This window comes from Amycolatopsis sp. NPDC114505, from assembly GCF_055633615.1.
This window is the reverse complement of record NZ_JBVKDV010000001.1, coordinates 1,268,274-1,292,322: the sequence shown is the minus strand read 5'-3', so window position 1 is coordinate 1,292,322 and position 24,049 is coordinate 1,268,274. Positions and strand designations below refer to the sequence as shown.

The window sequence follows — 24,049 nt, the reverse complement described above, 5'->3', positions numbered from 1 at the left end:
GGCGGTGAGCCACGCGCGACGCGAAGACCCGTTCCTGCCGGAGCACGAGGACATCACGGGACTGATCCCCCGCGGGCTGCGCATCAGCGCGGCGCTCGCGTGGCGGTTCATCGTGGTGATCGCCGCGCTGTACGCCGTGGTGTGGGTGATCGGCTACCTGTCCGTCGTCATCATCCCGCTGTCCATCGCGCTGCTGCTGTCCGCGCTGCTCGCGCCGGCGGTGCAGAAGCTGGTGGCGGTGAAGTTCCCGCGCGGGCTGGCGACGGCGATCGTGCTGATCGCCGGGCTGGCGGTGCTGGGCGGCCTGCTGACGTTCGTCATCACCCAGTTCTCCTCCGGCCTGCCGCAGCTGCAGAAGCAGCTCAACGACAGCCTCAACCAGATCAAGGAGTGGCTGCTCAACGGCCCGCCGCACCTGCGCCAGGAACAGATCCAGGACTTCATCAACCAGGCGATCGGGTTCATCCAGAACAACCAGGCGTCCATCACGACGACCGCGCTGACCACGGCCAGCACCGTCGGCGAGATCCTCACCGGCTTCCTGCTGACGCTGTTCATCACGATCTTCTTCCTCAGCGGCGGCGAGGGCATCTGGACGTTCCTGGTCCGCGCCGTGCCGAACCGGGTCCGCAACCGCGTGGACGTCGCCGGGCGGCGCGGGTTCGCGTCGCTGGTCAGCTACGTGCGGGCGACCGCCGCGGTGGCCGTGGTCGACGCCGTCGGCATCGGCATCGGGCTGTGGATCATGGGCGTGCCGCTGGTGATCCCGCTGGCGACGCTGGTGTTCATCGGCGCGTTCATCCCGATCATCGGCGCCGTCATCACCGGCGGCGTCGCCGTCCTGGTCGCCCTCGTGACGAACGGCTTCATCGGCGCGGTGATCGTGCTGGCCATCGTGATCGGCGTGATGCAGCTGGAAAGCCACGTCCTGCAGCCGCTGCTGCTGGGCCGCGCGGTGAAGCTGCACCCGCTCGCCGTGGTCCTGGCCATCACCGCCGGCCTGGTGACGGGCGGGATCCCCGGTGCGCTGCTGGCCGTGCCGCTGCTGGCCGTGCTGAACGCCGGCGTCCGGTCGCTGCTGCACGAGACCAACCCGGACCCGGCCGAGGTGAACGTCCTGAAGGACCAGGCCGCGCAGCCGAACGACGCCAAACCCGGGTCGTCGAAGGCCGAAATCGCGACGGTCGCCGAGGCCAAAGCCGACGCTTCGACGGCCGAGCCGCCGAAGCGCGACGGCAAGTGACCGTCCGGCGGTCACCGGACCCGATCACGCCGATGTGGCGCGGCGTGCTCGCGTTCCGCGTGCTCACCTGGGCGTTCGCCTTCGGCACGGTGATCGTCCAGAGCGGGCACTACCAGCGCGAGTGGCTGGCGTGGACGATCCTCGGCGTGATGGCCGCGTGGTCGGTCGTCAGCAGCTTCCTCTACCTGCGCGAGCGCACCCGGCCGCCGGCGCTCGTCGTCTTCGACCTCGTGCTCACCACCGCGCTGCTGCTGACCTCGCCGTGGGTGCTCAGCGACGCGCAGTTCGCCTTGAACGTCCCGCTCATCACGACGGTGTGGGCGGCCGTGCCCGCGGTCGCCGCCGGTGCGCGGTTCGGCGCGGTCGGCGGGGCGCTGGCCGGGCTGGTCCTCGGCGTGGCGACCGGGCTGGCGCGGGAGAAGTTCGACCTCGACGTCGCCCGCGACGGCGTCCTGCTCGCCGCCGCCGGGCTGCTGGTCGGCATGGCCGCGACGATGGGCAGGCGGTCCGCGGCCCGGCTGGAGCAGGCACTGCGGAAGGAAGCGGCGACGGCCGAGCGGGAGCGGCTGGCCCGGTCGATCCACGACAGCGTGCTGCAGGTGCTGGCCCGGGTCCGCAAGCGCGGCAACGAGGTCGGCGGCGAAGCGGCCGAGCTGGCGAAGCTGGCCGGCGAGCAGGAGATCGCGCTGCGGTCGCTGGTGACGACCGAACCGGCGGCGCCCAACGACAGCGGCACGGCGAGCCTGCGCGCCGCACTGCAGCTGCTCGCGACGTCGTCGGTGCAGGTCTCGACCCCGGCGGACGACGTCGAGCTGCCCGCCCACGTCACCGATGAGCTCGTCGCGATAGCCCGCGAAGCGCTCTCGAACGTGGAGAAGCACGCGGGCCCCCAAGCACAGGCCTGGGTGCTGCTGGAAGACCTCGGCGGCGAAGTCGTCGTCAGCATCCGCGACGACGGACCGGGCATTCCGGACGGAGTTCTCGAGCGAGCGGCCGCGGACGGGCACCTCGGTGTGGTGGAATCCATCCGGGGGAGGGTGCGCGACCTCGGCGGGAGCGCGACCCTCGACACCGGGCCCGGCCGGGGCACCGAGTGGGAGGTCAAGGTGCCGAGCACGAGGGGTGCGAAGTGAGCGACGAGCGGATCTCGGTGATGGTGGTCGACGACCACCCGATGTGGCGCGACGGGGTGGCCCGCGACCTGACCGAGCACGGCTTCGACGTGCGGGCGACCGCCCCGGATGCCGCCGCGGCGCTGCGGATCGCGAAGACCGTGCTGCCGGACGTCGTGCTGATGGACCTCAACCTCGGCACGACCTCGGGCGTGGACGCCACCCGCGAGATCACCTCGGCGCTGCCGTCGACGAAGGTGCTGGTGCTGTCCGCGAGCGGCGAGCACAAGGACGTCCTGGAGGCGGTGAAGGCCGGCGCGTCCGGTTACCTGGTGAAGTCGGCGTCGGCGGCGGAGCTGGTGGACGCGGTGCACCGGACCGCGGCCGGCGACCCGGTGTTCACCGCGGGACTGGCCGGGCTGGTGCTCGGGGAGTACCGGCGGATGGCCGACGCGCCGGCCGAAGGTGCCGAGCCGCCGCGCCTGACCGAGCGCGAGACGGACGTCCTGCGCCTGGTCGCGAAGGGGCTCACCGCGCGGCAGATCGCCGAACGCCTGGTGCTGTCGCACCGCACGGTCGAGAACCACGTGCAGTCGACGCTGCGGAAGCTGCAGCTGCACAACCGCGTCGAGCTGGCCCGGTACGCGATCGAACACGGCCTCGACGAGGAGTAGCCGCTACGGCAGCACGGCGAACCCCGACCAGACGCTCGTCGGGAGCGCCGCCTTGCCCAGCCGCCACCGGGGTTCGCCGGGGTGCCACGCGGCGAGGACGCCGTCGGCGAGCACGAGGTCACCGGCCTCGGACCAGTCGAAACCGCCGCCGCGTTTGAGGTGCTCGGTGATGAACGGCATCGCGGCGGCGTGTTCCCAGCTCGGCCCGTCCGGGCGCAGCAACCAGAGGTCACGGGCCTGCGTGCTGGTGCCGCGGTAGGCGGGGTTGGCGAAGTCGACGGCCCAGACCCCGCCGTCACGGGAGGGAACGACGGTCGGCGTCCGCGCGATCACCGGCCGGCTGAGCTGCTTGCGGCTGTTGTCCCGTAGGTCGACCAGGGTGAGGTCGGTCAGGCCGTCGAGGAGCATCCAGTCACCGCCGATGCCGAGGATGCGGGGCGCCTGCTGGACCGTGCGGCCGGTCTCCGGGTCGATCAGCGCGTCCGTCGATTCGGCGGCGCCGGAGTCGATGGTGATCAGCAGGCCGTGCGGCGTCCCGGCGCGGACCTCGGTGCGGCAGCTGGCGGGCTGGCCGTGGCCGAGCTCGCTGCCGGAGAGCGAGACGCGCTGCAGTCGGCACGCGTCGGGCGCGTCCGGCCGGATGACCCACACGCTCTCGCCGTCGACGGCGGGAGCCACCGACCAGGCGTGGCCGAGCGACCGCGGCGGGCTCGCGGGACCGGTGTAGACGAAGGCCTCCAGCGGGTCGGTCGTGCCGGTCGGATAGGCGATCAGGACGGCGGACTTCCCGACCCGCAGGACGCTCATCCCGGTGTCGCCCCCGGGATAGCCGGGCGGCGTGCCGACCGGGCCGCGGTCGGCGTCGAACAGGGTCGGGCCGGTGGTGGGGAGCAGGGCCGTGATGCCGATGCCGCCGGTCGCCGGCACCCCGGCGAGCCCCTCGGGCAGCGTCGGCGGGGCGGTCGGCGTCGTGCTCGTGGCCGGTGGCGGTGGTGTGGGCGCTTCGGCGGTGCACGCGGCCAGCAGAACCAAGGCCGCGCAGACGGCGGCGCCGCGAACTACGGGTCCGTTCAGGGTTTTCCCCCGATCTCCCTGGTGAAATCCGGTTCTACCATCATGGACATGGGCGAGGAAGAGACCGCGGCGGCGGAACCGATGACCGAAACCAAGCCGTTGGGCGAACGCGATCTTCGGGTGTCGGACGACGAGCGCGAGCACGTCATCGGGGTGCTGCAGAAGGCCATCGGCCGCGGGATGATCGACCTCGACGAGTTCACCGAGCGCACCGACCGTGCGCTCGCGTCCCGGACCCGCGGCGAGCTGAACGCCGTGCTGGCCGACCTCGCCGGGCTCTACCACCCGGCGGCCGCGGTCGCCGCCGCGCCGGCGTACGCGCCTCCGCCGGTGGGCTACACCGGCAGCTATTCGCCCGGACGGCGCTTCGAGTTGAACGCGAAGTACTCGTCGCTGGTCCGCAGCGGACCGTGGGTGGTGCCGCCGGAGATGGTCGTGCGGAACAAGTACGGCTCGACGAAGCTCGACTTCACCGAGGCCCAGGTCCAGTCGCCGGTGGTGCACATCGAACTGGACGCCAAGTGGGGCTCGGTCGAGGTGATCATCCCGGAGCACGCGGCGGTCGACGTCAACTCGATCACCGACGTCAAGTTCGGCTCGCTGGAGGACAAGACGCGCAGCAACGGGCACGCGGGGAACCCGCGCTTCGTGCTGAGCGGCCGGGTCCACGGCGGTTCGCTGGTCATCCGGCACCCGCGGCGCGGGTTGTTCGGCTAGCCGGGGCCCCTCTGCCCCCGGCGTCAAGAAGGCCTCCCCACCCAGGCATCGGGTGGGGAGGCCTTCGCGCTGTTCAGGCGGCCCGCAGGTTCCTCGCGACGAAGCCCACGAGGACGGCGAACGCGACGGCGGCGAGTGCAGCGACGACGTGCAGCCCGCTGGGCAGACCGTGCGCGCGGACGACGGCGTTGCCCAGGGTCCCGACGGTCGCGATGCCGAAGGCGTAGCCGAACTCGTTGACGGTCTGGGCCAGCGACGCGGCGGCGCCCGCCTTGCGCTGCGGAACCGAGCCGATGACGAGATCCGTGCCGAGCGCGACCATCGGCCCGACGCCCAGCGACGTCACGGCGAACCCGAGCGCGGGCCACGCCGGCCCGGCGGCGGGGTCGACGAGGGCGAGGATCGCCATACCGGCCGCGGCGAGGGCGACCCCACCGGCGATCAGGACGTTCGGCTTCACCCGGCGCGCGAGGTGAGGCGCGGCGAGGAAGCTGACGGTGGAGGCGGCCATCCCGGGCAGCAGTCCCAGCGCGGCCCCGACCGGCGAGAGGTGCTGCGCGACCTGCAGGAACTGCGCGGTGAACAGCATCGTGGTGCCGCCGAGCATGCTGAACAGGAGCATCCCGCCGAGCGTGGTCCGGAAGGCCTTCGCGGCGAAGAGGCTGAAGTCGACCAGGGGGTCTCGCAGGGCGCGTTGCCGCTTGTAGAAGACGTACCCGACGGCCAGTCCGGCGACCAGCGCCGCCAGCGGGACCGGGTGGACGCCGTCGCGAGCCAGTTCCTTGACGCCGTAGACAGCGGGCAGGATCGCGGCGAGCGAGAGGCCGACGCTGGGCAGGTCGAGCCGGCCGGCTTGCTCATCGCGGTATTCGGGCAGCAGCTTCGGGCCGATGACCAGCAGCAGGACCATGGCGGGGACGCCGAGCAGGAAGACCGAGCCCCACCAGAAGTGCTCGAGCAGGACACCGCCGACCATCGGGCCGATGATGGCGCCGACGGTGAAGCAGCCGGCCCAGATCCCGATGGCCTGGGAGCGCTGCTGCGGGTTCTTGAAGAGGGTCCCGATGAGGGAGAGGGTCGACGGACCGAGCGTCGCCCCGGCGATCCCGAGCACGGCCCGCGCGGCGATGAGCATGCCGGGCGTCGTGGCGAAGGCGGCTCCGACGGACGCGATGCCGAAGGCGGCGGCCCCGATGAGCAGCAGCTTCCGGCGCCCGATCCGGTCGCCGAGGGTCCCCATGGTGACCATGAACCCGGCGACCATGAAGCCGTAGGTGTCCATGATCCACAGCTGTTCGGTGCCATCGGCGTGCAGCCCGGCGGCGAGCTTCGGCAGCGCGAGGACGAGGACGAAGACGTCGAGCGAGACGAGCAGGGTGGGCAGGGCCAGCACGGCCAGGCCGATCCACTCCCGGCGCCCGGCCCTCGCCGTCTCGGCCGGGGCTCCGACCGGCGCTTCAGCGGTGGTGGTCATGGCTGGTTCCTCTCGGCTCGGTGGTGCTTCCACCACTGCGTCGAGCGGGCCCCGCCGAAATCGACAGCCGGCCGGGATCTTCCGGCGGAAAGCCGTGAAGGCCGCCTGTGAGAAGGCGGCCTCCACGGCTTCAGGTCAGGTTGTCCACACCCCTCGTGCATCGGGGACAACTCCGCGAACCCAGGTTCGCACAGATCAGCACTGTCGGTGACGGCCGATAGACTGAAAGTGGGGGGCGGCGCCCGTCCCCACGCCGATCAGGGGCGAGCCGCCGCGCGGGCCGCCGCCGGGTCCGACGTCGCCAACGCCGCTTCAGCCAGCGCCTCGCAGTCCGCGAGTGTCACCGACGCCAGGCTCGCGCCCACCGTGCGGACCGCCGGAGCGTTCATCGACAGGCTCGTCAGGCCCAGACCGGCCAGGACCAGCGCCAGCCTCGGGTCCGCCGCCGCTTCGCCGCACACGCCGGCCGGCTTGCCGGTGGCCTTGGCCGCGTCGCCGATCAGCTTCAGCAGCCGCAGGAGGCCGGGCTGCCACGGGTCGTTGAGCTTCGCCACCGCACCCAGCTGGCGGTCCGCCGCGAACGTGTACTGGGCCAGGTCGTTCGTGCCCACGGACACGAAGTCGACGGCTTCGAGGATTTCGCGGGCGCTCAGCGCCGCGGCCGGGATCTCGATCATCACGCCCGCCCGGGCGATGCCGGCGGCGCGGACGCGCTCGGCGAACCAGGCGGCTTCCTCGACCGTCGCGACCATCGGGGCCATCACCGAAACCTCGGCGCCGGAGTCCGCCGCCGCGCCGGCGATCGCCTCGAGCTGGCGGTCCAGCACCTCGGGACGGTCGAACGCCACGCGCAGCCCGCGCACGCCGAGCGCCGGGTTCGGCTCGGCTTCCGGGGAAAGGAAGACCAGCGGCTTGTCGGCACCCGCGTCCAGGGTCCGCACGATCACCGGCTTGCCGCGGAACGGCGAGAGCACCGCCGTGTACGCCGCGCGCTGCTCGGCGACCGACGGTTCCGCCGAGGCGTCCAGGTAGCAGAACTCGGTGCGGAACAGGCCGACGCCTTCCGCGCCCGCGTCCGCCGCGGCCTGCGCATCGGCCGGGGAGCCGACGTTGCCGTAGACCTTCACGCGGTGGCCGTCGGCCGTCGCGCCCGTGCCGTTCCACTCGGCGAGCTGAGCCTTCGTCGCCGTCACGACCGGCGCCGACGGGTCGGCGACCTCGACGGTGCCCGCGTCGCCGTCGACGGCGAGCGCTTCGGCGTCCAGCGCCAGCAATCCGCGCACGGCGACGACGGCCGGGATGCCCAGCGCCCGCGCGAGGATGGCGGTATGGCTGGTCGGGCCGCCTTCTTCGGTGACCAGGGCGAGCACCTTCGCCGGGTCGAGGCCCGCGGTGTCGGCCGGGGCCAGGTCGCGCGCGACCAGCACGCTCGGCGACGCCAGCTCGGGGACTCCCGGCGGCGCGATGCCGAGCAGCTCGGCGACCAGCCGGTCGCGCACGTCACGGACGTCGCGGACGCGCTCGGCCATGTACCCACCCGCGGCGGCCAGCGCTTCGGCGAAGCCTTCGGCGGACTGGTGGACGGCTCGCGCGGCGGGCAGCCCCTGCGTCTTGACCAGCTGCTCGGCCTGGGACGCGAGCGCGGGGTCGGCCGCCATCGCGGCGGTGGTGATGAGGATCGTCGCGGCTTCGCCGGTGGCGGTCTCGGCCTGCTTCTCGAGCCGGCCGGCGACGATCGCGGCGGCGGGCGCGATCCGGGCGGCTTCGGCGGCGGGGTCGGCCGGGGCGGGAGTGGCGGCGGGCTCGCCGAGCGGCTCCGCGACGCGGACGACGGGACCACTCGCACGGCCGGGGCTGACGGCGACCCCGGAAAGGGTCCCCGCCGACGCACTCTTCCCCGCGGAGGCGGCATCGAACTCAGACATGGTCTAGACCATAGCTCAGATACGTCTGGATATCTCGTGGTGGCGGGCGCAAGCCCCGCTCACGTACCTGTTCGAGCACCGGCCGGACCTCCTCGTGCCACCAGGCGTCGGCCAGTTCGCCGCGGCTGCGCACCGGCCGTCCGGCCAGCATACGGCGGAAACCCCAGGCCTCGGCCGAATCGGCGAGCCGGAACCAGTCCTCCGGGTCGTCGAGCCACAGCCCGAGACGGACGTCGTCCGGCAGCGGGACGCGCTCGAGGAACATCCGCTCGGCGGTCTTCGACGGCAGGTCCGCGAGCGTCAGGCAGCGCAGCGCGCAGGCGACCGTGCTGATCCAGCGGACCCGCGCGCGGATCTTCGTGGCGCCGCGGGCACGCGCGATGGCGACGCGGTGGTGACCGTCGTCGACGAAGAACATGTCGGACAGGCGCACGAGCCGCACCGGCGGAAGGTCGGCGGAAGTTTGCGTCAGGCGGTCCCAGCGATCGCGCAGCGCGCGGTTGCGCGGCCGGAACTCGCGGTCGAAGTCGCCGGCGCGGGCGACCGTGCCGACGATGCCCTCCAGCGGGACGTCGTAGACGCCTTCGTCGACCTCGGTCTGCTTGCCGAGCGCCTTCAGGGTTTCCCCGAGCGGCATGATCGCGAGGTGGTCGGGCCGGCGCGCTTCCGCGATCGCCCTCAGTTGGGCGGCGTAGCCACGCCACCAGGCCGAACCGAACGAGTCGCCCATGTGAGGTAGAACACCGGGGCCGGGATGATCATTCCCCCAGGTCGGCGGCGGTCGGGTAGGACGGCTGCGCGCCATGCCGAGTCACGCTGAAGGCCGCCACGCGCACCGCGCGCTTCGCCGCGGAGACGAGATCGGTGCCGTCGGCGAGCGACGCCGCGAGCGCACCGGCGAAGGCGTCCCCGGCACCGGTCGTGTCGACGGCTTCGACCTTCGGCGACCCGACTTCGGTCGCGCTGTCCTTCTCCACGACGACCGCACCGGCCGCGCCGAGCGTGACGACGGCGGCGCGCGGGCCGAGGTCCAGCAGCTTCCGGAAGTCCTCGCCGGGCCCGGTGAGCCACGCGGCTTCGTGTTCATTGACGAGCAGGACGTCGAGCTTGGCCAGCGTGTCCGGGGCGAGCTTCGCCGCCGGCGACAGGTTCAGCAGTACCTTGACGCCCTTCTCGGCCGCCCGCGCGACAGCGTGCTCGACGGTCGGCAGCGGCACTTCGAGTGAGGCCACCATGATCTCGACCCCGTCGAAGACGGCGTCGACGTCCGCGGGCTCGAGGCTCGAGTTGGCGCCGGGGGAGACGAGGATGGCGTTCTCACCGTCCGGGGTCACGGTGATGTAGGCGATGCCGGTCGGCCGCTCGCTGGTCCGGACCAATCCGGTGTCGACCCCGGCGGACCGCAGCGAATCGAGCAGCAGCCGACCATAGGGATCGTCCCCGACGGCCCCGAGCAGCGCGACGTCCGCCCCGAGCCGGCCCGCCGCGACGGCGGTGTTGGCGCCCTTGCCGCCCGGCGAAAGCACGGTGTCGCCGCCCAGCACCGTCTCGCCACCTGCCGGCCGCCGGTCCACCGCGACGACGAGGTCGGCATTGGCGGATCCCACAACGAGGACGTCGGAGTTCATCCCCGCACTGTCCCACGAAAGCCGTCCGACCAGGTCGGGAAGGGTGCCGAAGAGGAAAGTGAAGGTTTTTGTAACTTATCCGGCGTTGAGTGCGACAATCATGCGAGCAGCGGATGACCGTCACTCGATCGGGGGATGTCATTCCCCCGGCCGTCACTACGCGGACCGGTCCCGCTCTCCAGGTGCGTCACCACGCGAGCCGCGGTGACGGTGCCCCGCCGGCGCGAGCCGGACAGGGCATCATGTCGCCGGCGCCGATCACGTAGCCCCCCGAGTGATCGGCGTCGGCGGCGCCCCGACGGCCGGCTCATGCGACGGCCAGCCGCAGTACGTGTTTGGCGGCACCCGGGGAGACTTTCACCGCCAGCGGCCGATCCTCACCGTCGCGGAGAACCGCGTGAACGGCGACGTACCGGCGGGTGGCCTGCTGCGCCGAGGGCTCGACAGTCAGCCGGGCGAGGTCGGCGCGCCGCACCGAGACCGGGTCGCCTTCCTTGGGGCGCCAGGTGATCGCGTCGGCCGTCAGGGCGAATTCGCCCAGGTCGCCCCGATAACGCGTCAGGTAGAGCAGCACCCAGATCGCCACGGCGACCGGCAGCGGGATTCCCGGCGGGATGTCGTAGAACGCGGGCGCCACGAAGTCGGCGATGACGGTCAGCCAGGCGGTCCACAGGATGACCAGCCGGACGGCCGACGATTGTTCGGCGCGGACAGGGATTCCCGGCTGGTCGGCGCGCCAGCGTTTGACCAGCCCCTTCACCGGGTTCGGCACGCCGAAGCCGCCGCGCCGGACGTTCTTGGAGGTCCAGCGCCCGAGCCCCGGCCGGTACCGCTCGATCGCCGCCGACGCCTTTTCGGCCTCTTCCCGGGCCATCGCCGACGTCAGGATGAAGCCGTCCTCCGATCTGTGCCGGCAATCGGGGTTCAGGTTCCGGAGCGCATCGTCGTCCACCAGCAGAACGGCCAGTGCGACCCGGTCTTCCGGCTGTCCTTCCCGGAAGACGAACCGGCGGACGTCATCCCACGGCAGGACGAGCGTCGTCTTGTCTTCGAGCGGCTGCCGGAACCCGTCGGGGCCGAACTCGACCCTGGCCGTCACCATCGCGCCGTTGCGGCGGATGTACCGCCCCAGGATCGGCTTGAAGCACAGGCACAGCAACGCCAGCACGCCGAGCACGGGCGCGACCCAGTACACGACCGGGTCTTCGCTGCGTGCCCACACCAGCAGGCCCGCCGCGACGGCGAACACGACGCCGAAGAACGCCATGCACCCGGCCGCCCTCCTCAGTTCGGCGGGCGGGTCGTGGATCGGCAGCCGGACTCGCACCACGGCTGTTTCCGGCTCACCGGGAGTCGTCGACACCACGGCGCTAGATCGACCCGGAGATGCGCCGGCCGCCCTGTTGCTGGAAGACCGGCTCGGCGACCGCGGGCTTCTTTTCGTTGTAGTGGTTTTCGCGGTAGTTCTTGTCGGCCTCGTCGTAAGCGCCCGCGGTCTTCTTGCCCGCTTCCTTCCCGGCTTCTTCGCCGAGAGCCTTGGGCAGCTCCTTGAGCCCGTCCTTGAAGATGCCGGGAGCCGCGCGAGCCGCGTCCCGCAAGGCTTCGAGCAGCTTGCCGCCGACCTTCTTGAAGAGCCCGCTGAGGTCGTTGAACTGCTTGATGCCCTTTTCGAAGGCACGCATCAGTTTCCGCAGCCACTCCGTCATCCGCTCGCCGGTCTTGACGATCTCGACCGTGCCTTCGCCGGCCAGGCCCGCGGGCGCGGCGGGCCCCGGGTAGCGCATGAGGATGCTGATCAGCTTGCCGATGCATTCGGTGAGAAGGTCCCGCAGCACGCTGCGCACGACGTTCAGGATGCTCTTGCAGACGTCGATCAGGACCGAGATCGCCTTGGCACCACCGGCGACCCCGGAGTACATGTCGCCGAGCTCGGCCGTGAACGCGCGGTAGGCGTCCGCGCCTTGGCCCGTCCACTCCGCGCTGTCCGCCTTGACCGTCTCCAGGAGGTCCTTGGCGACCGCGTCGATCTCGTCGCTGATGTTTCCCCAGGTCTCCTGCATGATGTCGAGCTGTTCCTGGTTCCCGGTCACCCAGTCGAGCGGGGCACGCAGGAATTCGACGTGCTCGATCAGCCAGCCGAGCCCCATGCTGGCCAGACCCGCGATCGGGTCCTGGAGGAACTCCGCAACACCGGCGGCGCCGAAACCGAGGTTGAGCAGGCCTTCCGTCCAGTCGCCGTCGGCCGCCTTCGTCGCCGCGTCCCAGAAGTCCTGCGCCATCCCGGCGCCTTCGAGCGCCGAGGACCCTTCGTCGACCTTCTTCTTCGCGTCGGTCACCAACGAGTTCTCAGTCAAGGCGGATTCCTTCGAAGTTCGCCTTGACGTCCTGCTCGTACCAGTCGACGTGCTGGGACCAGGTGCGGACGCGGTCGATCTGTTCCTGGGCCACGTTCTTCGCGTGGCCGATGGAGTCGCTCCCCAGGGTCTGGGCGACGCCGCACAGCGCACCGAGGCCGCAGGCCTGGCCGATGAGGCCGAACGCCATCGGGTCGACCACCTGGGCGGCCGCGTCCAGCGTCTTCGCGAACCGGTCGACGAACGGTTCGAGCTTCTTCGCGTGGTCCAGCAACTGCTCCGGCTTGACCCGGATGTCCGGCTGTGGGTTGTTCATCGTCTTCTCCTCCCCCGTTGCCCCTGGTCAGCGCAGGTAGTCGCCGTCGCTGAAGTAGTCGTCGTCGGCGCCGTTCCCGGGCTCCCGGCGCGGCGGGGCGGGATTCGGCTCGGGCTTCGCCGGCGGTGGCGATTCCTCTTCCACGATGAAGCGCGCCCCATCGGTGGCAGGGGCCGCGTAGCCGCCGTCCACGAACCCTTGCGGCTCCGGTTCCGGGTACTCGCGGTGGAGCTGGCCGACCAGCTCGTTCATGGTCTCGGTGCCGGCGATCGACGGCATCCCGGTCTGGACGGCGCTCGCCAGTCCGCTCTGCGCACGCCGGACAGTCCGCAGGATCTCGTCGGCGAGGTTCGCCTTCTCCCGCACGCCGTGCCCGATCTCCAGGCCGACGAGGTTGCCGAGGTGGTTGACCTTGACCGCGATCTGGCCGTCCTGGCTGCGCTCGGACACGGAGACCGTGGCCAGCTCGGCCTGCATGCGGTCGCCACGCTGCTTGGCCTCGGCGATCCTGGCCTCGAAACCCGCCAGCAGTTGCTCAGGGTTCGTCACGCGAACCTCCCCTGTTCACGTCAGTAACCGTACGGCGACCGAGTGTGGCACACCGGTCCGACAGTTTTGAGGCACTTCCGGTTTCCCCACCCGGGCTGGTCAAGTCTTCCCACGTTGAGTAATCAGTGAGGTATTGTCCGTGACGCACGAGGGGTGCTCGAACGCGTGGGGAGCGTGGTTCGGTGGGGTTGTTCGGCGACATGCTCGACGCTACGAAGCACGTCGGGTCGGAGATCGCGCAGGCCGTCCAGTCGGGCGGTGAGGGCTCGGCAAGGTTCTGAGCGATGCGGGCGTCGGCCTGCGCCGGGATCCTGATCGCCTACGAGACGAAGACCGGGCAGGGGCTCAGCCTCACCTACAAGGTCGAAAAGCCGAAGGCCAGCCGCTGGGTCGACGACCTGGCGCCGATCCAGGGCTATCCGGCTGTCGGCTACGTCGACGTGGGGGCCAGTGGCCAACGCAGCTGCGTGATCGTCGTCGGGGTCTCGGACGAACTGGCCTATTCGATCTCTCTCGTTTTGGGCAGCGATTCGGGTAAGGACGCGTGCGAACTCGGGCGCGGCGTGGCCGACACCGTGCTGACCAATCTCAAGGCGCGGGCCTGAGCTGCACCTTTTCGTTACGGCGGAGATCGCGTTAATGCAAGACTTGTCGTAGTAAGCACCTAGACTGTTCGGATGAGCCACCCCACGCGGAGGGGTCGCGCGCGTGCGGCTACCGAACAGGACATCCGGCGGACCGCTCGGAAGCTGCTCGTCGAGCAGGGGCCCGAAGCGGTCACCCTGCGCGCCATCGCGCGGGAGCTGGGGATCACCGCGCCCGCGCTGTACCGGTACTACGAGTCGCGGGATGACCTCGTCGAGAACCTGCGGCTGGACGTCTGCGCCGATCTGGCCGACGAGCTCGCGGAGGACATCGCCGAGCTGCCGGACGACGGGATCATGCGGCTGTTCGCCATCTGCAAGGGCTTCCGGCGGTGGGCGCTCACCCACACGAAGGAATTCACGCTGGTCTTCGCGTCGCCGACCGGTGGCGTCGGGTCCGCCGCCGGGTCCGCGCTGAGCCGGGTCGACGAGCCCTTCGGGCGCATCTTCCTGGCCGCCGCCGGGCGGGTGCTCGCGCGGACCGACATCGTGCTGCCGTCCGCCAGCGGGGTGCCCGACGAGCTGCGGGACGACCTCCAGACGTTCCAGGAATCGCTGGTCAGCGTGCTTGCCGAGTCCGATCGGCAGGTGCCGGTGGAGAAGATCGACCTCGGCGTGACGTACCTGATGATCCAGTTCTGGGCCCGGCTCTACGGGCACGTCACGCTCGAGGTCTTCGGGAACTACCCGATCCCCATGTCGAAGCCGGACGTCCTGTTCGAGGCGATGCTCATCGACCTCGCCCGGGAGATCGGGCTCTACTCCGGCTAGGACGGCTAGGCCGCGTGGCCGCCGTCCACCGACAGCGTCGCCGCCGTGATGTACGCGGACGCCGGCGAAGCCAGGTAGGACACCGCGGCGGCCACCTCGGACGGGGTCCCGTAGCGGTCGAACGCCGTCAGAGCCCGCTGGTCGGCCGCGTACGGGCCGTCGGCCGGGTTCATGTCCGTGTCCGTCGGGCCCGGGTGGACCAGGTTGACCGTGATGCCGCGCGGGCCGAGCTCCCGCGCCAGTGCCTTGGTCAGGCCGACCATCGCCGCCTTGCTCGTCGCGTACAGCGCCATGCCTGGGCCGGGCACGCGGTCCGTGACGCAGCTGCCGATCGTGATCACGCGGCCGCCGTCACCCAGCACGCCGGCCGCGGCCTGCGTCGCCGCGAACACGCCGCGGACGTTCACCGCCAGCACGCGGTCGACGTCCTCGAGCGCGGTCTCGCCGAAAGCGCCGACGAAACCGACACCCGCGTTGTTGACCAGCACGTCCAGCCGGCCGAACTCGGCGACCGTCGCCGAAACCGCCGCCGACACCGCGGAAGCGTCCGCCGAGTCCGCCTGGATCGCCAGCGCGCGACGGCCGAGGTTCTTGATCTGCTCGACCACCTCGGCCGCCCGCGCGGCGTTGTTCACGTACGTCAGCGCGACGTCGGCGCCGTCCTCGGCGAGCCGCAGTGCCGTGGCCGCGCCGATGCCACGGCTGCCGCCCGTCACCAGCGCCACCTTGCCGTCGAGGGTCATCCCCGGTTCTCCTTCGATCGAACGGTTTTCCTTGACCGTTCAATCAAATCGAGAACACGCAAGCAGTACCGGCGGCTTTCCGACAGCGCGCTACAGGACGATGTTGACCAGCTTGCCCGGCACCACGATCACCTTGCGCGGAGTGCCCCCGCCGACCAGTGCCGCCACCTTCTCGTCCGCCAGCGCCGCCGCCTGGACCGCGTCCGGCGCGGCGTCCGCCGGCACCGTGACGCGGGAGCGGACCTTGCCGTTGACCTGGATCGGGTACTCGACCGAGTCCTCGACCAGGTACTTCTCGTCCACCACCGGGAACGGGCCCTGCACCAGGGAATCCGCGTGGCCCAGCCGGTGCCACAGCTCCTCCGCCAGGTGCGGGGCCAGCGGCGCCAGCATCAGCACCAGCGGCTCGGCCAGCTCACGCGGCGTCGACGCGCCCGCGCCGTACACCTTGGTGACGTGGTTGTTCAGCTCGATCAGCTTCGCGCCGGCCGTGTTGAACCGCATCTCCGCGTAGTCCTCGCGGACGCCCGAGATGGTCCGGTGCAGCACCTTGCGGTCCGCCTCCGAAGCGTCCTCAGTGGACACTCGCAGCTCGCCGGTCGTCTCGTCGACGACCAGGCGCCACAGCCGCTGCAGGAACCGGTGGGCGCCCACGACGTCCTTGGTCGCCCACGGGCGCGACATGGCCAGCGGGCCCATCGACATCTCGTAGAACCGGAACGTGTCGGCGCCGTAGTTCTCGGCCATCTCGTCCGGCGTGACGACGTTCTTCAGGCTCTTGCCCATCTTGCCGTACTCCTGGGTGACCTCTTCGTCGTTGAAGAAGTACTTCCCGCCGCGCTCCTCGACCTGCTCGGCCGGGACGTAGACGCCGCGGGCGTCCGTGTACGCGTACGCCTCGATGTAGCCCTGGTTGAACAGCTTCCGGTACGGCTCCTTGGACGTCACGTGGCCCAGGTCGAACAGCACCTTGTGCCAGAACCGCGAGTACAGCAGGTGCAGCACCGCGTGCTCGACGCCGCCGACGTACAGGTCGACGCCGCCGGTGTCGTCCGCGCCGTACTCGCCGGGCCGCGGGCCCATCCAGTACGCCTCGTTTTCCGGCGCGCAGAACGTCTCCGCGTTCGTCGGGTCCAGGTAGCGCAGCTGGTACCAGCACGAACCCGCCCAGTTCGGCATCGTGTTGATGTCACGGCGGTAGGTCTTCGGGCCGTCACCCAGGTCCAGCTCGACCTCGACCCAGTCGGTCGCGCGGGCCAGCGGGGACGACGGCATCGAGTCGCGGTCCTCGGGGTCGAACGTCACCGGCGAGTAGTCGGCGACCTCGGGCAGCTCGATCGGCAGCATCGACTCGGGCACGGCGTGGACTTCGCCGTCCTCGTCGTAGACCACCGGGAACGGCTCGCCCCAGTAGCGCTGGCGCGAGAACAGCCAGTCGCGCAGCTTGAACTGCACGGTGCCGACGCCAGCGCCCTTTTCGGCCAGCCAGTCGATGATCGTCTTCTTGGCCTCGGCGACGTCCATGCCATCCAGGCTGAGTCCATTTTCTTGCCGAGAGTTGATCGCCGGGCCGTCACCGGTGAACGCCTTGCCGTCGAAGCCTTCCGAGGGCTGCACGGTCCGGATGATGTCCAGCCCGAACTTCTCGGCGAACTCCCAGTCGCGGACGTCCTGGCCGGGGACGGCCATGATCGCGCCGGTGCCGTAGCCCATCAGCACGTAGTCGGCGACGAAGATCGGGATCTGCTTGTCGTTGACCGGGTTCGTCGCGTACGCGCCGGTGAAGACGCCGGTCTTCTCCTTGTTCTCCTGCCGGTCCAGCTCGGACTTGCGGGAGGCGGCGACGCGGTACTCCTTGATGGCCTCGGCGGGCGTCGCGGCGCCACCGGTCCAGCGCTCGTCCACGTCGGACGGCCACTCGGCCGACGTCAGCTTGTCGACCAGCGGGTGTTCCGGCGCCAGCACCATGTACGTCGCGCCGAACAGGGTGTCCGGACGGGTCGTAAAGACCTCGATCGCGTCTTCGCCCGCCTTGAAGGTGACGCGGGCGCCGTGCGAGCGGCCGATCCAGTTCCGCTGCATGGACTTGACCTTCTCGGGCCAGTCCAGCAGGTCCAGGTCGTCGACCAGGCGGTCGGCGTACGCGGTGATCCGCATCATCCACTGGCGCAGGTTGCGGCGGAAGACGGGGAAGTTGCCGCGCTCGCTGCGGCCGTCGGCGGTGACCTCTTCGTTCGACAGCACCGTGCCCAGGCCCGGGCACCAGTTGACCGGCGCCTCGGAGATGTAGACCAGCCGGTGGTCGTCGATGATCGTCTTGCGCTCGGCGGCGCTCAGCGACGCCCAGTCACGGCCGTCCGGCGTGGGGCGCGAACCGTCGGTGAACGCGGCCTCCAGCTCGGCGATCGGCCGGGCCTTGCCCGCCTCGGTGTCGTACCAGGAGTTGAAGATCCGCAGGAAGATCCACTGCGTCCAGCGGTAGTACTCGGGGTCGATCGTGGAGATGCGACGGCGTTCGTCGTGGCCCAGGCCCAGGCGCCGGATCTGGCGCAGGTAGGTCCGGATGTTCTCCTCGGTCGTCTTGCGCGGGTGCTGCCCGGTCTGGACCGCGTACTGCTCGGCCGGCAGGCCGAACGCGTCGAAGCCCATCGTGTGCAGCACGTTGCGCCCGATCATCCGGTGGTACCGGGCGAAGACGTCGGTGCTGATGAAGCCCAGCGGGTGCCCGACGTGCAGGCCGGAGCCCGACGGGTACGGGAACATGTCCTGGACGAACAGCTTGTCGCTGGGGACCGGCTGCCCCTCGACCGCGAGCGGCCCGACCGGGTTCGGCGCGTGGAAGGTCCCCTGGTCGGCCCAGTGGTCCTGCCAGCGCTGCTCGATCTGGCCGGCCAGCGCGGCCGTGTAGCGGTGCGCGGGGACGTCGGTCCCGGTCGCCTCAGTCATCGCCGTCATCCTTCGGTTTCGCCACTCCAGAAACAACTCGACCCCTCAGCCACCAGGGCATGAGGGGTCGCCGCGCCGGCCGGGCCGGGCCCGGTCAGCGCGGCAGGCTAAGGAGCAGCCGAGCCGTGTTCACACGTTCATCGTAACTTGCTGGTCAAAGCCGTTCCGAGGGGACTGCCAGTGCGGCGAACTGGGTGACCTGAGTGGCCGAGAAGTTGTTGTCGCTGACGATGATCAAGCTGCGCTCGCCGTTCGGCAGCTTCGGACCCCACGTCATGCCCTCCAGGTTGTCCACAGTGGACAGCCCGAGGTCGGCGGCGTCGAAGAGGATCCGCTTCTTGACCGGTTTGACGTGCTTCGCGTCGGCCAGGGACTTCACGTTCAGGACGTTCGTCGCGCCCTTCGTGTCGATCTCGTAGACGCGCACCTTGTTGCCGACGCCGGTGACGAACGAGCGTTCCATCATCAGGAACTTCGTCGGGTCGGCCTGGTCGACGGCCAGCATCGAGGAGACGCCGGTCGTCGCGAACGCGCCAGCGGGGACCGGTGACGCGAAAATCGGCTCCTGCGGGTACGCGTACTGCGCCAGGACCGGGCCGAAGCGCGACTGCAGGGTGATCCGGGAGACGCCGCCGGTCGTGCGGGTCGACTCCGGGCCGTCCTGCAGGAGCGGGCCTTCGACGTCGCTGGCGATCAGCGAGCCGAAACCGGTGAAGGTGAGGCCCTCGAGCACGAGGTTCTGCCGCGGGCCCGCGGTCGGCGTCATCTTCTCGTTCGCCGGGATCGGCAGGTCACGGACGTATCTTCCGTCGCGGCGCGCCTCGCGGATCGACGGGTCGATCAACGTCGTCGCGGTGCGCTCGCCCTCCTGCGACCAGTAGTAGTCGCCGGTCCACGGGTCGACGCGCAGCTCTTCGGGGTCGATCGTCTGCTCGTTCTGCGGCTTCGACGGGTCGTTCTGCGCGAGCGGCGGGTACGGCGTGCCGTCCGGGCGCAGCAGTGGCTTCGTGCTGGTGAAGGTCACCGGGCCGACGCCGTTCGCCGACACCGGGAAGGTCGCCGTGTAGAAGCGGGCGGGGTTGATCGCGGACCGGTCGTCGCAGATCAGGGCGTATCCGCCGGTCCGGGGGTCGTAGTCGATGCTGGAGAGGCCGCCGACCACCGTGCCTTGGAAGAGCAGGGAGTTGGGGACGATCTGCTCGCCGAGCAGACGGACGGGCCGCTGGTGACTTTCGGTAGCGCTCGCCGGTGTCGCGGCGACGAGTCCCCCGATCAGGGCAGCGGTCAACACAGTGGGCAGTACGCGCGGTGACATGGCCTGTAGCACAGTCGATCAGGGTATCCGCCAGGTTGCCAGGACGTCACGCTTATCCTTGACCTCGTGTTCGCTATCGCGCTGGTTCCGGTCGTGCTGGGTCTGCTCGTCGGCTTTGGTGGGTTCCTCGGGTTCCGCGAGCGCTTGACGCGCGAGGGCGGCACCGGGGTGCGCACGCAAGCCGCGCTGCGCAGCGAAGAAGCGTTCAAGCTGGCCAACCGCATCGCGGGGCTGCCGACCATGGCCGGTGGCGCGATCTCCGTGCTCACCGGGCTGGCCGGGCTCGCGATGCCGACGACCGGTGGCCTGATCTCCGCCGCGCTCGCCGGCGTGCTCGCCATGCTCCTGCTGGTCATGGGCGGCGGGGTGCTCGGCAACCGGGCCGCGCTGACCGTGCCCGTGCCGGCTCCGGCGGCGCCCGCGGGCTGCACCGGCTGCGCGTGCGGCTCCGGCGGCTGCGGGGTCTTCAAGAAGGACGAAGCCTAATTCCGCTGGAGGTCGCCCGGATGGGTGGCCAGCAGCGCGATCGGGACGCCCTGGCGGCGCAGCACCTGGCTCCACAGGTCGCCGCTCGGTGACGCGAGGATGTCGCTCGGCAGCGCGGGGACGATGACCCAGTCGTCGCGCTCGATCTCACCGGCCAGCTGACCGGAGTCCCAGCCCGCGTACCCGGCGAAGACGCGCACGCCGCGGACCTTCGGCACCAGCGCTTCGGGATCGGTGTCCAGGTCGACGAGCGCGACCGGGCCACGGACCGCGATGACGCCCGGCACGCTCGCCGCCGTCTCACCGGTGCGCAAGGCGGCCAGGCACAGCGCGGTTTTCTTCTCGACCGGCCCGCCGACGAACACCGCCTGCGGCTCGGCGACGTGGCCGCCCCAGTTGGGCAGTACGTCGTGCACCGCGACGTCGCTCGGCCGGTTCAGGACCACGCCGAGCGTGCCTTCGTCGCGGTGATCGATGACGAACACGACGGTCCGCCGGAAGTTGGGGTCGACCATCGTGGGGGCGGCGACCAGGAGCGTTCCCGGCTCAACCTCGGCGTCCGCTGGCACGCGACCCATGATCTCACCTCTGGCCCGGCGAATTACTTCGGCTCGGGAACAATCGCCTCAGCAGCCTCGTTTGAAACAGTGGTCGGCGCACTCCGTGTCCCCCGGGCTCACTGAAGAACCGCCTTTGTGGAATACCGTCCGGCAGGAGCCACACTGCGCATAGCCGCCGAGAGGCGAGGCTGAGTGCGCCGGCCACCCTCTACTCTTGCTCCGTGACGATCAGCACCGGAGCGGCTACCACCCGGCGAGGCCCCCGGGAGCTGCTCAAAGATCCCGACTTCCGACGTCTCCTCTTCACGCGCTTCGCCGCCAGCTGGGGTGACGGCGTCTTCCGCGCGGGTCTCGCCGGAGCCGTGCTGTTCAACCCTGAGCGTGCCGCCGATCCGCTGGCCATCGCCGGCGGGTTCGCGGCGTTGCTGCTCCCGTACTCCGTCGTCGGGCCCTTTGCCGGCGCCCTGCTCGATCGCTGGGACCGCCGGAAAGTCCTGATCTTCGCGAACCTCCTGCGTGGCTTGGCGATCGTCTTGGCGTCCGCCGCGGTCGGCTTCGGGTTCGGCGGGCTCGGCCTGTTTTCGCTGGCACTGGCCGCGGAAGGGATCTCACGCTTCATCGGCTCCGGGCTTTCGGCGTCGCTGCCGCACGTCGTGGAAAAAGAGAGCGTCGTGACGGCGAACGCCTTCGCCACGACGCTCGGCTCGGTGATCGCCGTCATCGGCGGCGGCTGCGCGATCGGGTTGCGGGCGCTGTTCGGCAGCAACGACGTCGGCTCGGCCGAAACCACGGTGTTCGCCGTCCTCGGCACGCTGGTCTCGGCGTTCATCGCGCGCGGCTTCGCCCGCGGCGTGCTCGGGCCGTCGGTGGTCGACGAGCCGCCGAACCCCGTGCTGGCCGTCGCGCGCGGGCTGGCCGACGGCGCGAGGCACGCCTGGCGCGCGCCGAGCGTCACGGCCGGGTTCATCGCGTTGTTCGCGCACCGGGCGTCGTTCGGGGTGTCGCTGCTGGTCACCGTGCTGATGATGCGGAACTACTTCACCGACCACGGCCTCTTCCGCGCCGGCCTGCCCGGGCTCGGGCAGATGGCCGCGCTCGCCGGCGCCGGCCTGCTGATCGCCGGCCTGCTGACGGCGCGGCTGATCCGCAAGTTCGGCCGGCTGCGCGCGGTTCTCGGTGCGCTGCTGCTCGCCGCGATCGCGCAGTCCGCGCTGGGCCTGCCGATGGTGCTGCCGCTGGCGCTGCTCGCCTCGTTCGTCATCACCGGGGCCGGGCAGGTGCTGAAGCTCTGCGTCGACTCGTCGATCCAGCTCGACGTCGCCGACGAAGCCCGCGGCCGGGTGTTCGCGCTCTACGACACGCTCTTCAACATCACGCAGGTGGCGGCGGTTTCCCTGGGTGCGCTGGTCGTGCCGGACGACGGCCGTTCGCCGGGCCTGCTCATCGCGGCGACCGTCTGCTACCTGGTCGGCGGCGCCGGGTACGCCGTGGCGCGGCGCCGAACGGTCCGGTGAGGGAAAACCACGAACCGGTCACGGTGACTGCTCCATTGGCATTAGGGTGACGGCAAGTCATTAGTAGGTTCGAGGGACACCGGGGGCACCTGTGACCACCGCGGGCGACGACCGTGCACGGCTCGAAGCACGCAATGCCGCGATGAAGGACCAGATGGACACCCTCCTGGAGAACTTCGAGCGGCAGACCACGCAGCTGCGTGACGCCCAGGCCGCAGCCGCGGAAACGACCGCTCAGGTGAGCTCGTCCGACGGACTGGTCCGCGCCACCATCGACGCCGGCGGCAGCCTCGCGAAGCTCGAGTTCGCGCCGAACGCGTTCGAACGCACGACGCCCGCGCAGCTCGCGAACACCGTCCAGACGGTGGTGCGTCAGGGATCGCTGCAGGTCAAGCAGAAGATCGCGGACCTCATGGCGCCGATCACGGAGGGCTTGCCGGACCTCGCGGACCTCGTCGAAGGAGCGCCGTCGCTGGCCGGGCTGGTGCCGCAGATCCCTTCGTTCGACGAGACGCCCGAGGAAGCGCCGCAGAACTCGTACGAAGAAGGCGGCCCGATCCTGCGCAACGAGGCCGTGCCGCCCCCGATGCCCGCACCCAAGCCGACTCCGAAGCGCGTCCGCCCGCCGCGTGACGAGGACGAGGAGCCACCGTCGTCCTGGATGACGAGGGGCGACTGATGCCCGCAGGGGGCTCCGGGTTCACCGCGGAACCCGACGCCGTCCTGAGCGCGTCGAACGGCCTGACCAAGGCGGCGGACGGCCTGGACAGCGCGCTGAAGGCGTTGCAGGGCGCCCTCGACGCGCAGGGCGCGTGCTGGGGCGACGACGACTCCGGCAAGGAGTTCGCCAAGGATTACATGCCGGGTTCGCAGGGCGCCGTCGAAGGTTTCGGCAACCTCGTGCAGGGGTTGCGCGGGATGCAGCAGAACGTCGCCAAGTCGATGAAGGCGCTGTCGGGCGCCGACGAAGACGTGACTTCGCAGCTCGGCAAGGGGCAATGACCCGTGGGTATGGAGATGCCCGACGCGGTCAAGTGGCTGCTGCCGATCGTCGTCGGGGAGAGCTGGCCCGAGGGCGACGAGACCAAGCTGCGCGCGTTGAGGGATGCGTGGCACACGGCGTCCGCGGCGATCGCCCCGGCTTCGGAGGCCGGTAACCAGGCGGCATCCGGCATCCGCGACAACTGGACGGGCGACGGCGCCGACGCGTTCGTGGAGCAGTGGAAGAAGTTCGTCGAGGGCGACGAGGCGTACTTCAAGCAGCTGACCGACGCGACGAAGGCCCTCGGGGATTCGTGCGACCAGACGGCACTGGACGTCGAGTACACGAAGTACATGATCATCATCTCGCTGATCGTCCTGGCGGCCCAGATCGCGGCGATGATCGCAGCGGCGGCGGTGACGTTCGGCGGTTCGACGGCGGGCATCGCACCGGCCCAGGTCGCGACGCGGATGACCGTGCAGATGCTGTTCCGGCAGCTGCTCGAGAAGCTGGCGCAGCAGGGGTTCAAGCAGGTCGCGAAGGAGCTGCTGGAGAAGCTGCTCAAGCAGGGTCTCAAGAAGATCGGCATGGAGATCCTCAAGAACGAGGCCATCAACCTGGGGATGGACGCGGGCATCCAGGGCCTGCAGATGGCGAAGGGGGATCGCCAGAGCTGGGACTGGTCGAAGACATCGGATGCGGCGATCTCCGGTGCTGTCGGCGGTGTGGTGGGGGCTGCCTCGGGGTCGATCGGGCGGGGGTCTACTGAGGGGCTTTCGCATTCTGCTGGTGGTCAGGTCGCGGACGCGGCTATGCGGGCTGGGGCTCGGGGGGCTGTCGAGGGGGTTGCGCAGACCGTTGGGCAGGCGGCGGTTACTGGGGATTTGGGGTCTTTGACGCCGGAGCAGCTGCTGACTGGGGCTTCCAGTGGGGCTGTGGGTGGTGCTGTTGGGGGCGCCAAGGAGCAGATGCACTCGGTTCATGAGGCGAACATTCCGCGGGATGCGGGTGGGGCTGGGGAT

The 24,049-nt window shown here is 70.6% G+C and carries 23 protein-coding genes and 1 pseudogene; 11 read left to right on the top strand and 13 right to left on the bottom strand.

What is annotated here, in order from left to right; genetic code table 11:
- Positions 1–4 precede the first annotated feature (4 nt).
- The 3 genes from ACZ7OU_RS06555 to ACZ7OU_RS06545 are packed head-to-tail and all read left to right on the top strand — an operon-like array spanning position 5 to position 3,029.
- The gene (locus ACZ7OU_RS06555; protein WP_470240176.1) at positions 5–1,243 is read left to right on the top strand and encodes an AI-2E family transporter; all 1,239 of its coding nucleotides are present in this window, start codon (positions 5–7) and stop codon (positions 1,241–1,243) included.
- Positions 1,240–2,376 (top strand): MacS family sensor histidine kinase, encoded by a 1,137-nt coding sequence (macS, locus tag ACZ7OU_RS06550; RefSeq protein WP_470254441.1) that lies wholly within the window; start codon positions 1,240–1,242, stop codon positions 2,374–2,376. The genes ACZ7OU_RS06555 and macS overlap by 4 nt, the downstream gene beginning before the upstream one ends.
- Before the next feature lie 20 nt (positions 2,377–2,396).
- Positions 2,397–3,029, top strand: a complete 633-nt coding sequence (locus ACZ7OU_RS06545; RefSeq protein ID WP_470240789.1) for a response regulator — start codon at positions 2,397–2,399, stop codon at positions 3,027–3,029.
- Between the two features lie 3 nt (positions 3,030–3,032).
- On the opposite strand, the gene ACZ7OU_RS06540 is transcribed toward ACZ7OU_RS06545, so the two are convergent.
- Entirely contained in the window at positions 3,033–4,061 is a 1,029-nt protein-coding gene (locus tag ACZ7OU_RS06540; protein WP_470254440.1) for a hypothetical protein, read from the bottom strand.
- Between the two features lie 90 nt (positions 4,062–4,151).
- Between ACZ7OU_RS06540 and ACZ7OU_RS06535 the strand changes: the two genes are divergently transcribed.
- Positions 4,152–4,820: a DUF1707 SHOCT-like domain-containing protein gene (locus ACZ7OU_RS06535; RefSeq protein ID WP_470240173.1), complete on the top strand. Its 669-nt coding sequence runs from the start codon at positions 4,152–4,154 to the stop codon at positions 4,818–4,820.
- Positions 4,821–4,893: 73 nt separating this feature from the next.
- On the opposite strand, the gene ACZ7OU_RS06530 is transcribed toward ACZ7OU_RS06535, so the two are convergent.
- The 8 genes from ACZ7OU_RS06530 to ACZ7OU_RS06495 form a co-directional block, all read right to left on the bottom strand.
- Entirely contained in the window at positions 4,894–6,294 is a 1,401-nt protein-coding gene (locus ACZ7OU_RS06530; RefSeq protein WP_470254439.1) for an MFS transporter, read from the bottom strand.
- Positions 6,295–6,551: 257 nt separating this feature from the next.
- Entirely contained in the window at positions 6,552–8,219 is a 1,668-nt protein-coding gene (gene ptsP / locus ACZ7OU_RS06525; RefSeq protein ID WP_470254438.1) for a phosphoenolpyruvate--protein phosphotransferase, read from the bottom strand.
- A complete protein-coding gene (locus tag ACZ7OU_RS06520; RefSeq protein WP_470254437.1) occupies positions 8,212–8,949 on the bottom strand; it encodes a hypothetical protein in 738 nt (245 codons plus the stop codon). The genes ptsP and ACZ7OU_RS06520 overlap by 8 nt, the downstream gene beginning before the upstream one ends.
- A 28-nt stretch (positions 8,950–8,977) precedes the next feature.
- Positions 8,978–9,847: a ribokinase gene (locus ACZ7OU_RS06515; protein WP_470254436.1), complete on the bottom strand. Its 870-nt coding sequence runs from the start codon at positions 9,845–9,847 to the stop codon at positions 8,978–8,980.
- Between the two features lie 307 nt (positions 9,848–10,154).
- Positions 10,155–11,174 (bottom strand): hypothetical protein, encoded by a 1,020-nt coding sequence (locus tag ACZ7OU_RS06510; RefSeq protein ID WP_470254435.1) that lies wholly within the window; start codon positions 11,172–11,174, stop codon positions 10,155–10,157.
- Positions 11,175–11,217: 43 nt separating this feature from the next.
- Positions 11,218–12,201 carry a WXG100 family type VII secretion target gene (locus ACZ7OU_RS06505; RefSeq protein WP_470254434.1) on the bottom strand — a complete coding sequence of 328 codons (984 nt, stop codon included), beginning with the start codon at positions 12,199–12,201 and terminating at the stop codon, positions 11,218–11,220.
- Positions 12,194–12,517: a hypothetical protein gene (locus ACZ7OU_RS06500; RefSeq protein WP_470254433.1), complete on the bottom strand. Its 324-nt coding sequence runs from the start codon at positions 12,515–12,517 to the stop codon at positions 12,194–12,196. The genes ACZ7OU_RS06505 and ACZ7OU_RS06500 overlap by 8 nt, the downstream gene beginning before the upstream one ends.
- Before the next feature lie 27 nt (positions 12,518–12,544).
- Positions 12,545–13,066 carry a YbaB/EbfC family nucleoid-associated protein gene (locus ACZ7OU_RS06495; protein ID WP_470254432.1) on the bottom strand — a complete coding sequence of 174 codons (522 nt, stop codon included), beginning with the start codon at positions 13,064–13,066 and terminating at the stop codon, positions 12,545–12,547.
- Positions 13,067–13,350: 284 nt separating this feature from the next.
- Between ACZ7OU_RS06495 and ACZ7OU_RS06490 the strand changes: the two genes are divergently transcribed.
- Entirely contained in the window at positions 13,351–13,671 is a 321-nt protein-coding gene (locus ACZ7OU_RS06490; RefSeq protein WP_470254431.1) for a hypothetical protein, read from the top strand.
- A 72-nt stretch (positions 13,672–13,743) separates the two neighbouring features.
- Positions 13,744–14,481 (top strand): TetR/AcrR family transcriptional regulator, encoded by a 738-nt coding sequence (locus tag ACZ7OU_RS06485; protein WP_470240162.1) that lies wholly within the window; start codon positions 13,744–13,746, stop codon positions 14,479–14,481.
- A gap of 5 nt (positions 14,482–14,486) precedes the next feature.
- On the opposite strand, the gene ACZ7OU_RS06480 is transcribed toward ACZ7OU_RS06485, so the two are convergent.
- From ACZ7OU_RS06480 to ACZ7OU_RS06470, 3 genes are all read right to left on the bottom strand, one after another.
- On the bottom strand, positions 14,487–15,224 hold the full coding sequence (locus ACZ7OU_RS06480) for an SDR family oxidoreductase (protein ID WP_470254430.1): 738 nt from the start codon (positions 15,222–15,224) through the stop codon (positions 14,487–14,489).
- A gap of 90 nt (positions 15,225–15,314) precedes the next feature.
- Complete coding sequence (gene leuS, locus ACZ7OU_RS06475; RefSeq protein WP_470254429.1) at positions 15,315–18,170, bottom strand: leucine--tRNA ligase; 2,856 nt, start codon at positions 18,168–18,170, stop codon at positions 15,315–15,317.
- 154 nt (positions 18,171–18,324) lie between these two features.
- Complete coding sequence (locus ACZ7OU_RS06470; RefSeq protein WP_470254428.1) at positions 18,325–19,485, bottom strand: esterase-like activity of phytase family protein; 1,161 nt, start codon at positions 19,483–19,485, stop codon at positions 18,325–18,327.
- A 66-nt stretch (positions 19,486–19,551) separates the two neighbouring features.
- On the opposite strand from ACZ7OU_RS06470, the gene ACZ7OU_RS06465 reads away from it, so the two are divergent.
- Complete coding sequence (locus ACZ7OU_RS06465) at positions 19,552–19,971, top strand: SdpI family protein (protein WP_470240158.1); 420 nt, start codon at positions 19,552–19,554, stop codon at positions 19,969–19,971.
- Here the strand turns inward: ACZ7OU_RS06465 and ACZ7OU_RS06460 are convergent.
- Entirely contained in the window at positions 19,968–20,549 is a 582-nt protein-coding gene (locus ACZ7OU_RS06460; protein WP_470240157.1) for a YqgE/AlgH family protein, read from the bottom strand. The genes ACZ7OU_RS06465 and ACZ7OU_RS06460 overlap by 4 nt on opposite strands.
- 203 nt (positions 20,550–20,752) lie before the next feature.
- Here ACZ7OU_RS06460 and ACZ7OU_RS06455 point away from each other — a divergent pair, with 203 nt between their 5' ends.
- The 4 genes and pseudogenes from ACZ7OU_RS06455 to ACZ7OU_RS06440 form a co-directional block, all read left to right on the top strand.
- A complete protein-coding gene (locus ACZ7OU_RS06455; RefSeq protein ID WP_470240156.1) occupies positions 20,753–22,045 on the top strand; it encodes an MFS transporter in 1,293 nt (430 codons plus the stop codon).
- A gap of 142 nt (positions 22,046–22,187) precedes the next feature.
- Positions 22,188–22,724, top strand: coding sequence for a YbaB/EbfC family nucleoid-associated protein (locus ACZ7OU_RS06450; RefSeq protein WP_470254427.1), 537 nt, complete (start codon positions 22,188–22,190; stop codon positions 22,722–22,724).
- Complete coding sequence (locus ACZ7OU_RS06445; protein ID WP_470254426.1) at positions 22,724–23,047, top strand: WXG100 family type VII secretion target; 324 nt, start codon at positions 22,724–22,726, stop codon at positions 23,045–23,047. Before ACZ7OU_RS06450 ends, ACZ7OU_RS06445 begins: the two co-directional genes overlap by 1 nt.
- Before the next feature lie 9 nt (positions 23,048–23,056).
- Positions 23,057–23,488 (top strand): annotated as a pseudogene (locus ACZ7OU_RS06440) (WXG100 family type VII secretion target); the annotation flags it as partial.
- Positions 23,489–24,049 lie beyond the last annotated feature (561 nt).

Excerpts from the sequence above, each read along its gene's own strand:
- ACZ7OU_RS06530 (WP_470254439.1), bottom strand. The coding sequence starts at position 6,294 with ATGACCACCACCGCTGAAGCGCCGGTCGGAGCCCCGGCCGAGACGGCG.
- ptsP (WP_470254438.1), bottom strand. The coding sequence starts at position 8,219 with ATGTCTGAGTTCGATGCCGCCTCCGCGGGGAAGAGTGCGTCGGCGGGG.
- ACZ7OU_RS06485 (WP_470240162.1), top strand. The coding sequence starts at position 13,744 with ATGAGCCACCCCACGCGGAGGGGTCGCGCGCGTGCGGCTACCGAACAG.
- ACZ7OU_RS06520 (WP_470254437.1), bottom strand. The coding sequence starts at position 8,949 with ATGGGCGACTCGTTCGGTTCGGCCTGGTGGCGTGGCTACGCCGCCCAA.
- ACZ7OU_RS06470 (WP_470254428.1), bottom strand. The coding sequence starts at position 19,485 with ATGTCACCGCGCGTACTGCCCACTGTGTTGACCGCTGCCCTGATCGGG.
- ACZ7OU_RS06545 (WP_470240789.1), top strand. The coding sequence starts at position 2,397 with ATGGTGGTCGACGACCACCCGATGTGGCGCGACGGGGTGGCCCGCGAC.
- ACZ7OU_RS06445 (WP_470254426.1), top strand. The coding sequence starts at position 22,724 with ATGCCCGCAGGGGGCTCCGGGTTCACCGCGGAACCCGACGCCGTCCTG.
- ACZ7OU_RS06460 (WP_470240157.1), bottom strand. The coding sequence starts at position 20,549 with ATGGGTCGCGTGCCAGCGGACGCCGAGGTTGAGCCGGGAACGCTCCTG.
- ACZ7OU_RS06500 (WP_470254433.1), bottom strand. The coding sequence starts at position 12,517 with ATGAACAACCCACAGCCGGACATCCGGGTCAAGCCGGAGCAGTTGCTG.
- leuS (WP_470254429.1), bottom strand. The coding sequence starts at position 18,170 with ATGACTGAGGCGACCGGGACCGACGTCCCCGCGCACCGCTACACGGCC.
- ACZ7OU_RS06480 (WP_470254430.1), bottom strand. The coding sequence starts at position 15,224 with ATGACCCTCGACGGCAAGGTGGCGCTGGTGACGGGCGGCAGCCGTGGC.
- ACZ7OU_RS06515 (WP_470254436.1), bottom strand. The coding sequence starts at position 9,847 with ATGAACTCCGACGTCCTCGTTGTGGGATCCGCCAATGCCGACCTCGTC.
- ACZ7OU_RS06450 (WP_470254427.1), top strand. The coding sequence starts at position 22,188 with ATGAAGGACCAGATGGACACCCTCCTGGAGAACTTCGAGCGGCAGACC.
- ACZ7OU_RS06490 (WP_470254431.1), top strand. The coding sequence starts at position 13,351 with ATGCGGGCGTCGGCCTGCGCCGGGATCCTGATCGCCTACGAGACGAAG.
- ACZ7OU_RS06535 (WP_470240173.1), top strand. The coding sequence starts at position 4,152 with ATGGGCGAGGAAGAGACCGCGGCGGCGGAACCGATGACCGAAACCAAG.